This window comes from Paenibacillus radicis (ex Xue et al. 2023), assembly GCF_024722015.1.
GTDB lineage: Bacteria > Bacillota > Bacilli > Paenibacillales > NBRC-103111 > Paenibacillus_S.
On record NZ_JANQBD010000019.1, the window covers coordinates 109,874 to 122,930 of the forward strand.

Consider the following 13,057-nt stretch of genomic DNA (forward strand, 5'->3'; position numbering starts at 1 on the left):
CCGTTAGAGAAGGCCTTTTAGTAGGTTTGAAGGGGAGTTCGTGAGCCTCGCAATTTCAGTTGACACCGTGGAAGAAGAGTGCACATAATGTTCATTAAATCGGTCGGCCCGTCTTGGGATCACCGATTTCAACGACGCAATTATGAGGGAGATGATGTCGGTGACGATGCAATACGATGCCTTGTATTATCCTTATTCATCCAGAAGAATGGTGACTTATGCAAGTCGGGGGATGGTATCCACGACCCAGCCGTTGGCGGCCGAAGCCGGACTGGATATGCTCAAGCGGGGAGGGAATGCGATCGACGCTGCGATTGCGACGGCAGCTTGTCTAACTGTCGTCGAGCCGAACTCGAACTCCATCGGCGGCGATTCATTCGCGTTGGTATGGACGCAGGGCAAGCTGCACGGGCTGAATGCCAGCGGTCCTTCCCCAGCTGCCATTTCGCTTGACAAGGTGCTGGCTGCCGGATATGCCAAAATGCCAACCTACGGCTTGCTGCCGGTTACGGTTCCCGGAACGCCTGCTTCGTGGGTAGCACTGTCGGAGCGGTTCGGCCGCTTGCCGTTGACGGAGGTGTTAGCTCCGGCGATCCACTACGCGGAGCAGGGTTTTCCCGTGTCTCCGACGATCGGCAGCTACTGGAAGCTCGGGCATGAAAACATCCGTGCTCTGAACGATGAGAAGCTGTTCGCTTCGTGGATGGATGTATTTGCTCCAGGCGGCCGTACGCCCCGCAGCGGTGAGCTCTGGCGTTCGCCTGATCATGCGCGAACTTTGCGATCCATTGCCGAAACGAACGCGGAGTCGTTCTACCGAGGCGAGCTCGCTGAGCGCATCGATGCGTTCTTCCGGCAGCATGGAGGCTTTTTGACCAAGGAGGATTTGGCTGAATACCAGCCGGAATGGATGGAGCCCATCAGCGTGAACTACCGGGGTTACGACGTCTGGGAAATGCCTCCTAACGGACAGGGGATGATCGCGCTGATGGCGCTGAACATCCTCAAGGGACTGGATTTTGACGGGAAGGATACACCTGCCACCTTGCATAAGCAGATTGAAGCCGTGAAGCTCGCTTATGCGGACGGGCTGCGTTATATTACGGACCCGCGAAACATGGAGGTCACTGTGGAAGAGCTGCTCTCTGAGGCTTACGCGGCACAGCGACGATCATTGATCGGCGAGGAAGCGCTGATGCCGACTGCCGGGGAGCCGCCGAAGGGCGGAACGGTCTATTTGGCGACAGCAGATGGGGAGGGCAATATGGTGTCGTTCATCCAGAGCCATTCCGGCGATTTCGGTTCCGGCCTGGTTATCCCTGGAACAGGTATCTGCATGCAGAATCGGGGCGCAGGATTCTCATTGGACCCGGCGCATCCCAATGTGCTCGCTCCCCGCAAAAAAACGTATCATACGATCATCCCTGGATTCATCACGAAGGATGAACAGCCGATCGGCTGCTTCGGCGTCATGTGCGGTTCGATCCAGCCCCAGGCGCATGTGCAGGTTGTCATGAATGCGATTGATTTTCACCTCAATCCGCAGGCATCGCTTGATGCGCCAAGATGGCGCTGGCTGAGGGAGAAGATGATCGAGGTCGAGCCTCAATTTCCCGATCATCTTGCACAGGCGCTTGCTCGCAAGGGGCATAGTGTGCAGCGGGCGCTTGATTCCGGGATGTTCGGACGCGGCCAGATTATATGGCGCGAGCCCGATACCGGCGTGTTGGCCGGGGGGACGGAACCGCGGGCCGATGGACATGTGGCCGTATGGTAAGTTGGAGCCGGTCTTTGCTATGAGGCATGGAGTAAGAAGTGAATAACGGAGAGGAGGCAGATGATGCCATACCTAATGGGCATTGATGGCGGAGGCAGTAAGACTTATACGGTAGTTACTGATGGGCAGGGCAACCGGCTTGGACAGGGCATCTCGGGCCGCAGTAATCACCAGAACTTTGGCGTCGAGCAGGCGATGGCCAATATTAGTGAATCGATTGCCATGGCGCTCGCGGAAGCGCAGCTGGTGCATGACGATATCGCCTTTGTACAATACGGACTAGCCGGTGCAGACCGACAGAAGGATTTCGATGTGCTGCTTCCGGCATTGGGCAGGCTTCCGTTCGCGAGCTGGGATCTGGTCTGCGACACGATGACAGGGCTGCGGGCTGGGAGCCCCACCAATACGGGCGTTGTGCTCGTATGCGGCAACGGTACGAATGCTGCAGGGCGCAACCGGGAAGGACGGACGGTGCAGACCGGAGGGCTTGGGCCCTTGTACGGCGACCGGACGAGCGGAACCGATCTGGCGCGCGAAACTTTCAGCAGCGCCGTTCGTTCGTGGGAGCTGCGGGAGAGACCGTCGCTGCTAACGGATAGGGTTCCCCGTTATTTTGGTTTTGACACGATGGAGGCGCTCGTGAACGATTTTCTCGATCGCGATGTAAGACAAGTTCCAGGGGAATTGACGATCGTGCTTCACCAGGCAGCGGATGAAGGGGACGAACTGGCCATCGAGCTGCTGCGTGGCTCGGGCAAGGAGCTCGGCATTGCGGCGAACTCGGTTATTCAACGCCTCGGCGGCTTCGGCTCCGAAACGGTGCCGATTGTGCTAGTGGGAAGCGTCGTTCAAGAGGGCCGCAATCCTCACCTGCTTCAGGCACTGAAGGAGACAATCGCTGAAAAGCATGATGCCTTCGAGCTCGTAGTGCCGCAGCTGTCGCCGGTGTACGGTTCGGTGCTGCTGGCGATGGATCGGCTGCAGCTGCCCGTAACGGATATTATCATGAACAAATTCATAGCCTACGGAGGGTACAAATCATGAGAAAAAAAACTCTGAAAATAGCGGTCATAGGCGGCGGATCATCGTACACCCCTGAGCTGATAGAGGGATTCATTAAGAATTACAGTGAACTCCCAGTGACCGAGCTGGTGCTGGTCGATGTCGAAGAGGGAAGGAGTAAACTGGAGACTGTTGGTCGTTTGGCGGAGCGTATGATCGAAAAGACCGGAGTGCCAATCCAGCTTAGCCTGACGCTTGATCGGAGGGCTGCAATTGCCGGCGCAGACTTCGTTGCTACGCAAATGCGAATCGGACTGCTGTCGGCGCGTTCCCGTGACGAGAAAATTCCGCTCCGGCATGGGCTGATCGGACAGGAAACAACGGGTGCCGGCGGGTTTGCCAAGGCGCTTCGTACGATTCCCGTCATTCTCGATATTTGCCGGGATATGGAGGAGCTTGCGCCGGACGCGTTTCTCGTCAACTTCACGAACCCGGCGGGCATTGTCACCGAAGCGGTAATCAAGCATTCCAAGATCCGCACGATGGGGCTCTGCAATCTTCCAATCGGTACTCGTATGCAGATTGCCGGGCTGTACGATATCGATGTTGCGAGGGTTGAAACAGAGATGGTAGGCATCAACCACCTGAACTGGACGACGCGCATCCTGATTGACGGGGAGGACGTAACCCGCAGCTTTCTGAGCAAGGCGGCTGGGGCGAGCGGATTGACGATGAAGAATATTCCCGATTTCGGTTGGGATGACGACTTCCTTCAAGCTGTAGGCGCACTTCCTTGCAGCTATCATCGGTATTACTACATGAGGAATACGATGCTTGAGCACATGCAGGAGAAATTCCGTGAGCATGGAACGACACGTGCGGACGATGTAATCGGGGTCGAAGCGGAATTATTCGAGCTGTATAAGGATCCGGAGCTGGCGGTTAAGCCGCCGCAGCTTGAGAAGAGAGGTGGGGCCTATTATTCCGAGGCGGCTGTCAATCTGATCAAGGCAATCTACAACAACACAAGAAATATTCAGACGGTAAACGTAAAAAACAACGGGATTCTGCCATTCCTGCCGAATGACGCATCGGTAGAAATCAACTGTGTGATAGATGCGCAGGGCGCTCACCCGATTCAGCCCTTGGCTCCGGTAACAGCACAAATGCGTGGTTTGCTTCAGGTCGTAAAGGCGTATGAAGAATTAACGGTCAAGGCCGCCGTTGAGGGAGATTATGCTTCTGCGCTCCAGGCATTGGCTATTCATCCGCTCGTAGGGGATGCGGCCCTTGCCAAAAAAGTGCTGGACGACATTCTGCTTGAAAATAAGGAGTGGCTTCCGCAGTTTCCGCAAGCTGAAGAGTGAGTTTCTCGGTTTTTGGCTACACTAATCGCGAAATGAAGATGAAAAAATCTGTGATCCGGGCTGGATTGCAGTTTTTTTCTTTTTTTAAGAGCTTTCAAAGCTAACATGAGGGCTAAAAAACAATGGTTTTTGATTGGATGCGCTTACTTGTATGTTATATAAACTAACATTAATCATAAAAAATAGACTGAAATTCGATATTAGATTAAAAAATTCAACTTTATTGTATTTCCGTGGGATAGTTAAGCGGATACATTCGGAGTTATAATAGCCGTACGAACTTTAGTGTTAATAATAATGACATTTGAAAAGGGGAATGTTCTTGTGAAAAAGTCGATTCGTAATACAATCTTGGTTGCCGCTTCCGCCGCAATGGTTACTGCTTTATCAGGTTGCGGACAGACGACCACAACCGAGCAGACCAAGACTCCAGCGAAAGAAACTAAAGGGCCTGTGACTCTGACTATGGAGTATAACTGGTCCAGCCCCAATGTAGACAACGTGCTGTACAAGGAACGGATCAAGAAGTTCGAAGAATTGAATCCTGATATTAAAATTGAGGCACAGGACATTCCATCGGCCCAATATCGTACCAAGCTTCGTACGGAAGCGGCTGGCAACAGTATGCCGGATATGTTCATCCTTTTCCCGGGAATCGAAATGGAGCCTTATATCGCAGCTAATGTGCTGATGCCGATAGACGAGATTATGGATAACTGGAAAAACATACTCCCACAGCAGGCTCTGGCCGGCTTTAATGTGAATGGCAAGCAATATGCGATTCCTACCAAGATGACGTTTGTTGATATTGTATATTACCACAAGGATATGTTGGCCAAAGCGGGCTTTAATGAATTTCCCAAAACTTATGCCAGCTTCCTCGATCTGGTCAAGAAACTGAAGGATTCTGGTGTCACTCCAATGGCGATCGGAAACAAAAATAAATGGCCTATGCAATCGACCTTCATGTCTGCCGTAGAGGATCGTATCACCGGAAGCGAATTCCTGACTAAGGTGAATAAAGGGGAAGCCAAATTTACCGATGCGGAATATGTGAAATCACTGAATGTAGTGTCTGATCTAGTCAAGCTGGATGCCTTCAACCCGGATATCAACACGATGGACGAAGTACAGCAGCAAGATTACTTCCTGCAGAAGAAAGCAGCCATGACGATGACCAGCTCGACGATTGACACCAAATTCAGAGCTGGAAATACGGATAAAGCAGCTGCCGAAAACATCGGAATCGCGCTGTTCCCTTCGGTTGATGGTGGTAAAGGAGATCCAACTAAGAGTGCGGGAGTCATTCAGTACGGTATCGGGTTGAGCAAAGAGCTGAATGGTGCGAAGAAGGAAGCGGCGTTGAAGTTCTTGAAATATTTTTACGCGCCTGAGCTGTACCAGAACCTGATGAGCAAAGGTATCGTTGTTCCGGCCAAGGTCGATATGCCTGCGGATACTAGCCCTTATCTGAAAGAAATGCTGAAGCTAACGCAAAATGGCTCGGCGCTCGTATTCGACAGTGTGATGCATCCATCCGTCAAGGATGCAATGGAGAATGGAATCCAAGCGATCATAACGAAGCAGAAGACACCAGAGCAAATTGCCAAAGAGCTGCAAGATGCCGTGGATAAGAGTAAGAAATAAAGCAAACGCAGCCTGGGATCGACTTGGGTCAGGGAGGTTAGGAGCTTGAATGTTTCCATCGGAGGATTTTCTTTTTACCAGCTGCTCAGTGCAGGAGAAATGGATATTTTCGGTTATTTAGAAACGGTCCGGCATCGTTATGGATTGCAATCCGTTGACTTGTGGAATGGATTCTTCGCAGATCGGAGTGATCCATTCTATCCGATCGCCGAAGACGATATTTTACAGAAAATTAAAAGATCGCTTGATGAGAAAGAACTGACCGTTGCCAATTTTGCTGTGGACCGGGCCCATATATGGGACCCGGACCCCGGTACCCGGGCGAGGCTGCACCAGAATGCGCTTGATCATTTACGCGCAGCGGAGCTGTTCGGCGCCCGCACAGTTCGGATCGATACGAGTCGTGGGCCGGTAGAGCCTTCTGAGGAGCAATTCGAATACACAGTTATGCGTTATCGGGAATATGCACAGCGAGCACTAGACAATGGATATACGGTCGGGCCGGAGAATCATACAGGTATTTCGCTCGATCCGAAGTGGATGAAGAAGCTTGCCGAAGCAGTGGATCATCCGGGTTATGGGGTGCTTCTGCATATCGGCCGATGGCAGCAGGATACGCAGACGCAGGGGGATCGGCTGATAGCCCCTTGGGTGAATCATGTTCATCTCGATGCCAAGTCATTAGTCTCGGAGGAATCGATCGAGATCACAAGGATGCTCATGGAGTGCGGTTATCAGGGACATTGGGCGGTCGAGTACAACGCTCCGTCCCTGCCTTACATCGAGCTGGAATGGGCGTTGGCTTCAGCGAAACGAATACTGGCCAAGGCTGAAATGGCCATGCTGGAACAAGGAAACGGAGGGAAATGAGGTGCAACGAATAAGAATCGGCGTCATTGGTGTCGGCATTATCGGAAAAGCTCATTTGCAGGAATACGCCGGCATCCCCGGAGCTGAGGTTGTGGCCTTATGCGATATTAACGAGCAGGAAGCACGGCTGACTGCTGAAAAGTATGGGATCCCGGATGTCTATACGGATTTTAAGGAAATGCTGGCGAGAGATGACATCGATGCGGTGGATGTGTGTCTGCACAATAATTTTCACGCACCGCTGACGATCGCTGCACTTCGGAGCGGCAAGCATGTTTACTGCGAGAAGCCGATAGCGGGCTCTTACTATGATGGCCTGACGATGCTGGAGGCGGCACGTGAAAGCGGGAAGAAGCTGCATATTCAGCTTGGCACCCTGTACAAGAAAGAAACAAAAGCAGCGAAGGCGCTGATTGATGACGGACAGCTGGGACGATTGTTCCATGCACGTTCGAATGGCTTTCGCCGCAGAGGCCGGCCTTATGTGGATGGCTTTGGTACGGTACATTTCACGAAGAAGGCTAGCGCAGGGGGCGGTGCTCTGCTTGATATGGGCGTGTACCATATTGCTCAGATGCTCTACCTGCTCGGAGTAACCGATGTGGAACGGATGACAGGCAGGCTGGTTCAAGAGATGGATATGGACCCGCAGCGCCGGGAAGACAGTGGCTTTGATGTGGAGGAGCTGGCGGTAGGCTTTGTTACTTTCAAGAGTGGCGTGACGCTGGATATTTTCGAAGCCTGGGCCATACATTTGGGCGGAATCGAAGGAAGCAGCATCGTTGGGGCAAAAGGGGGAATTCGACTGCCCTCCTATCATTCAGGAGAACAAACGGGCGATTTCAGCTTCCATACGACAGTGGCGGACCTCGATTTGAACAGTACGGTTGACCTCAACCGGATGGACATCCGATGGCATCGAATGAGATCGAATGAGGATGCCTACGACTCCTCCCAGCAGCATTGGATTGCCGCACTGCAAGGGAGAGTCGAGCTTCTGCCGACAGCGGACATTGCACTTGCGACGCTGCTGATAAGCGAAGGGCTTTATTTGGCCGACTCCCTTGGCCGAGAGGTTACGGCAGATGAAATTGCAGCCAGCTCCCGGTCGCTTGCCGTCAAGATATAACTAACTGTGAACGGAGGCTGCTGCACATGCATGCATTGAAAAGAACTGGATGGACTGTGTTTATTGGAATGCTGCCGGCTCTCATCATTTATATAGGAGTCGCACTAGTGCCTATCGGCATGTCATTTTACTATTCTTTCTTCAATTGGGATGGATTATCCCCTATGAAGTTCATTGGTATCGATAATTACGTTTCGACCCTCAAGGATACGATTTTCTGGAAGGGCGTACAAAACAATATTTTCATGATGGCAACCGGTATCTTCGGTCAGCTTCCGATAGGTCTGTTTTTCGCCCTGCTGCTTAACCGTTCGCTCAAAGGCATCAAGATTTATCGATCGATGCTGTTCCTGCCTGTCGTTATCTCAGCTGTTATCGTGTCAATTATTTGGGGTATGGTATACAAGATAGAGTCCGGTCTACTGAACGGTTTGCTTAGTGTGATCGGTCTGGATGCCTGGAAGCAGGACTGGCTCGGAAGCCCGAAGCTCGGCATGCTCTCGGTCAGCATTACGTATATCTGGCAAAATTACGGCTTTTATATGGTCATATTCCTGGCGGCTCTGCAAAATATTTCGGAAGAAATCAAGGAAGCTGCCGTTATGGACGGAGCGATAGGCTGGAAGCATTTCTGGTATGTAACTCTTCCAATGCTAAAGGATACGATCTGGGTAATACTCATCTTCTCTATCAGCAACAGCTTCCGGGTATTTGATCTTATCTATGTCATGACGGCCGGCGGACCGGCGCATAACACGGAAGTGATGACGATCTATATGTACAACAATGCTTTTCAAAATATGAATTTTGGATATGGAAGCGCGGTTTCCATGCTGATTCTGCTATTCAGCCTGATTGCCATTTATGCAGCCAACCTGCTTACACGACGCAGCCAATAAGCAGAACCTAGCAGAAGGAGGACCTATGCAAACATCACGTATAAAATTATCATTCATCCACATATTGCTGGCTGTCTTATGTTTGGCCAATATTATCCCTATCTTGTGGATGATCATCAGCTCCTTCAAATCCGAGCAAGAATTTTCTGTTAATCCGATGGGTTGGCCCAAGCTGTGGGATTTTAGCAACTATACCAATGCCTGGAGGGTAGCTCACCTCGGTACTTATTTCTGGAACAGCATCTTTGTGACGATAGCCGCCATTGTATTAACTGTGTTTCTCGGTGCGTTGGCCTCCTATTTTATATCAAGATTCGATTTTAAATTGTCCAAGTGGGTTTACGGGCTGTTTATCATCGGGATGACTATTCCGATTCACGCAACGCTTGTGCCGATCTTCATATTAATGAAGAAACTCGGATTATTGAACACCCATTTGTCTCTAATCCTGCCGTATACCGCGTTCCATCTATCGATTACGATTTTTATTCTAGTAGGCTTCATGAAGTCTTTCCCTAAGGATATCGAAGAATCGGCGGTTATTGACGGAGGTGGAGTCTACCGGATCTTCTGGTCCATTATTTTACCGATGACTCGGCCTGCATTGGCGACGGTTGTCATCATTAACTTCATTTACAACTGGAATGAATTTCTGTTCGCGCTGGTGCTGATCAGCAAGACAGGACTCAAGACACTTCCGTTGGGTCTTGCCAATTTCGCCGGTACGGAGACGAAGTTCCAGACGATGCAAATGGCTGCACTGACAATGGCGCTGCTGCCTGTAGTAGCTTTCTATCTTCTGCTGGAGAAGCAGCTCGTGCAGGGAATGACCGCAGGAGCCGTGAAAGGCTAGCCAATTTCCAGTAGATTCCCCCTCGGGCCTTCCTATATTATAGAAGGAATAGATGGAATCCGAACCGTGATGGACAAAATACCGGTAAGGAAATCTATGGGGGGAGGACTTGCGGGAAATGAAAAAAAATCAAGGCAGATTAACCAATATAAGCTTGCGAAAAAAATCGATTGCGATCTTCTTCTTATTGGTAACGCTCCCATCCCTGCTTGTCGGGTATGCGTTTCTGAACAGGTATGACACCATCTTAAGACAGCAATTCATCGATTCCACGGAGAAAAATCTTAACACTATTGAGATGAATCTGTATGAGAAGATCAAAACCGTGGACGATATGACGGACTATATGATTTATCAAAAGGATTTCCGTAATTTCATGCAGACGGCTGAAACGCCTGAGACGTTGGATCAGCTGAACAAAGACCGGGAATCCATCGAAGGCTTTGTCGCCTTCCAGCTCATGTCCAAGAGCTATATTAAATCAATTACACTGCAGGGTCTGAAAGGAAACACGATGCAGCTTGGGGAGCCGGTGGATGGACCCGAGCAGCCGTGGATCGATCTGGCAAAGGAGAACCGGGGCAGGATTGTCTGGTCTAATTCATATCCGCTGACCAGTGCCTGGACCGGACCGAAGCGTGTGGTTTCGTTGTTCCGCATCATCAATTCCTTTGACGATTTAACGAAGACGGTTGGACTGGTCATCGTCAGGCTGAACGAGTCGGAGATTTCCAAGCTGCTGACAGCAGCGATTCCGAAGGAGCAGGGCTCCATTTTTATATTACGTCCCGATGGAACCGTCCTGTTGGACAGTAACAAGGAGCTTATTGGACAGCCTTACCCGAATTCGGAGCTGTTGAATGCAGTCAACCAATCATCAAGTCAAGTGACGAAAATAGAAATAAATGGAAAAAATCACGTAGTGTTTAATAAGTTCATGAGATCTACCGGTTGGAACATTGTGACACTGGTCAGTGACGAGACGATCGTAGCCAAGACCAGTGCACTAAAGGTTTCGCTGCAGGCTTTGTTCCTGGTTGTCTTTATATTTGGCCTGTTTGCATTGATTGGATTCGAGCTGGCGATTATTCGTCCTATGCTTGAGCTGAAGAAGCAAACAAGCCGTTTGAAGACCGGAGATTTCTCTGCCCGGGTGACGGTTCGTTCTCGTGACGAGATCGGTGAGCTTGGCAGGCAGTTCAATAATATGGTACAGACGATCAAAGAGCTGATCGATAAGAAATACAAGCTGGAGATCCAGCAGAAGGAATCCGAGCTGCGTATTTTGCAAAGCCAGATGGACCCGCATTTTCTGTACAATACGTTGGATATGATCCGGTGGACGGCCAGGCTGGAGAAGGCACCGGAAACCAGCCAACTGATCGAAGCACTGTCAGGCTTCTTCCGGATGAGCATGAACAGGGAGAAACGCACTGCGACTTTGGCCGATGAGCTGGAATTCGTCCGGTCTTATCTCAATTTGCAGCAGAAACGAATGGGGAGCAAGCTCGCTTTCTCCCTGCTGATGGAGGCTTCACTGGAAGAGGTTGTGCTGCCGCGCAGACTGATCCAACCGCTTGTAGAGAACAGTATCAAGCACAGCTTTATCTCCCGGCAGAAGGGTGAGATCCGTGTGCGCTGCTATCGTAGTCTGCAAGATGAGCTGATCATTGATGTAGCTGATACAGGAATGGGCTTCACGAAGGAGCGGCTGCAAGCAATTCGTCAGGCGTTAGCCGAGAAGAGCAGCGATGAGAGTCTTGTCGGGCATGCGCTATGCAATATTCATGAGCTTATTTCGCTGGTCTATGGCGGAGGTTATGGTGTTGAAATTCCCGAAGAATACAACCAGACTGGGGCTTGCGTTCGGTTAAGAATTCCTATTCAGACGAACGGACAGGAGGCTATATGACCATTAAAATGTTGATTGTAGACGACGAACCTATCATTTGCCGAGGACTGCGGGAGACGATCCCGTGGGACTCGATCGGAGTTGAAGTGGTGGGCGAAGCCGCCGATGGGGCGGAAGCGCTCGAGCTGATTAAACGCCAGCCGGTCGACTTGGTACTGACGGATATCAACATGGACGGCATGGACGGCCTCGTCTTGTCCAAGACGCTGAGGGAACGGCATTCAGAGATACGGATCATTATCCTCAGCGGCTATGACGATTTTGAATATGCACGCCAGGCAATCCGTATCGGGGTGGAGGATTATTTGCTGAAGCCGGTCAATGTTGACGAGCTGATGGGGATGGTGCAGCGCATCGGCGGCGAACTGGAGCAAGAGGCCAACCAAAGGAAGGAAGCTGTGCGAGACTGCTGGCTGAGCTGGCTGAAAAGCCTGATGCAGAACGGTGGTGCCTTGCCTGATGGAGAAAAAACTCCCTCTGTTCCAGCGGGGGCTCATAGCTTCCGTTTTGTAGCGAGTCAGCTGGAGGATTATGCGATGTGGGCCGAGCAATCGGCAGAGGAAGAACGGCAGACAGTACGTAGGAAATGGGAGCAAGCCGTCCATAACGCCCTCTCGGAAGAGGGGCAGGAGGTTTTCTCGTTTTTTCATCATCCGAATTTGCTAATTTCCTTATGTATCGATTCTCGGGAGGTTAGCCGGGAGAAGCTGCTCGCTGCGTTGGGTGAAGTGCCGGGACCAGCAGTGGAGGCGCATAGTCTTCACTTTGGTGTTTCTCCTGACTTCCAGGCGCTGACGGAGGCATACACGCGCTGTGAGAACGCCATTGCTGCTGTCCAGCTGAGTGCGGCTATGGAGGGAAGGACCGTGTTATTCCACGAGGAATCGGTTTCTCCAAGAAGGAATCGCGGTTTGTTTGCACCTGCAGAGCTGGAGAAGGAACTTGTGAACCTCCTGTTTAATGGGAGCATCGATGAGTTGGAGGATGTTCTGGGGAAAATGATGGACCAATCGCGTGAGAAAGGCAATTTGCTCGCAGATATCGTCCAGGCGGTCAAAGAGCTGAAGGTTGTGATTCAACGGAGGCTGCGAACCAGCAGTGTAGATGTGTCGGATGAGATCGAAGGCTTTCTGGCCGGGGAAATCGATCTGCATGTGCATAACTCCTACCGTGCGCTTGAAGCGCTGATCCGCCGTGAGCTGTTGTCGCTGTTCACTCTAATTCATTCCTCTGTCGGGGGCAAAAACCATTGGACTATCGATAGGGTCAAAAAATATATTGAATCTCATTACACCAACGATTTAAGGGCATCCGAGGTTGCGGCCTGGCTGAAAATCACGCCCAACTATTTCAGTATTGTCTTCAATCAATATTTCGGTAAAGGCTTCGCGGAATATTTAAACGAGGTGCGGATCGAGCATGCCAAAGCATTCCTGAGAGAGACGCATGACAGAGTGTTCGAGATTGCGGAGAAAGTCGGCTACAAGGATTACAAGTATTTTTGCTCCATCTTCAAATCATATACAGGCGTCACGCCTACGCAGTACCGCAAGCTTGCGGAAACGACACCGACATAAGGCTTCTGGCCGGTACGGGTAAGG

10 protein-coding genes are annotated in these 13,057 nt (G+C 51.0%); all 10 read left to right on the plus strand.

Features of this window, described 5'->3' with window-relative positions:
• The first annotated feature begins 166 nt into the window (after nt 1-166).
• The 10 genes from NV381_RS24415 (at nt 167) to NV381_RS24460 (ending at nt 13,033) form a co-directional block, all read left to right on the plus strand.
• Nucleotides 167-1,777, plus strand: coding sequence for a gamma-glutamyltransferase family protein (locus tag NV381_RS24415; protein WP_258215970.1), 1,611 nt, complete (start codon nt 167-169; stop codon nt 1,775-1,777).
• A 60-nt stretch (nt 1,778-1,837) separates the two neighbouring features.
• A complete protein-coding gene (locus NV381_RS24420) occupies nt 1,838-2,821 on the plus strand; it encodes an N-acetylglucosamine kinase (RefSeq protein ID WP_258215903.1) in 984 nt (327 codons plus the stop codon).
• Complete coding sequence (locus tag NV381_RS24425) at nt 2,818-4,146, plus strand: 6-phospho-beta-glucosidase (RefSeq protein ID WP_258215904.1); 1,329 nt, start codon at nt 2,818-2,820, stop codon at nt 4,144-4,146. Before NV381_RS24420 ends, NV381_RS24425 begins: the two co-directional genes overlap by 4 nt.
• Before the next feature lie 324 nt (nt 4,147-4,470).
• A complete protein-coding gene (locus NV381_RS24430; RefSeq protein ID WP_258215905.1) occupies nt 4,471-5,793 on the plus strand; it encodes an extracellular solute-binding protein in 1,323 nt (440 codons plus the stop codon).
• A gap of 45 nt (nt 5,794-5,838) precedes the next feature.
• The gene (locus NV381_RS24435; RefSeq protein WP_258215906.1) at nt 5,839-6,663 is read left to right on the plus strand and encodes a sugar phosphate isomerase/epimerase family protein; all 825 of its coding nucleotides are present in this window, start codon (nt 5,839-5,841) and stop codon (nt 6,661-6,663) included.
• Nucleotide 6,664: 1 nt separating this feature from the next.
• Nucleotides 6,665-7,792 (plus strand): Gfo/Idh/MocA family protein, encoded by a 1,128-nt coding sequence (locus NV381_RS24440; RefSeq protein WP_258215907.1) that lies wholly within the window; start codon nt 6,665-6,667, stop codon nt 7,790-7,792.
• Nucleotides 7,793-7,818: 26 nt separating this feature from the next.
• Complete coding sequence (locus tag NV381_RS24445; protein ID WP_258215908.1) at nt 7,819-8,691, plus strand: carbohydrate ABC transporter permease; 873 nt, start codon at nt 7,819-7,821, stop codon at nt 8,689-8,691.
• A gap of 25 nt (nt 8,692-8,716) precedes the next feature.
• Nucleotides 8,717-9,544 carry a carbohydrate ABC transporter permease gene (locus NV381_RS24450; protein WP_258215909.1) on the plus strand — a complete coding sequence of 276 codons (828 nt, stop codon included), beginning with the start codon at nt 8,717-8,719 and terminating at the stop codon, nt 9,542-9,544.
• Between the two features lie 118 nt (nt 9,545-9,662).
• Nucleotides 9,663-11,456: a sensor histidine kinase gene (locus NV381_RS24455; RefSeq protein WP_258215910.1), complete on the plus strand. Its 1,794-nt coding sequence runs from the start codon at nt 9,663-9,665 to the stop codon at nt 11,454-11,456.
• Entirely contained in the window at nt 11,453-13,033 is a 1,581-nt protein-coding gene (locus NV381_RS24460; protein WP_258215911.1) for a response regulator transcription factor, read from the plus strand. Before NV381_RS24455 ends, NV381_RS24460 begins: the two co-directional genes overlap by 4 nt.
• Nucleotides 13,034-13,057 lie beyond the last annotated feature (24 nt).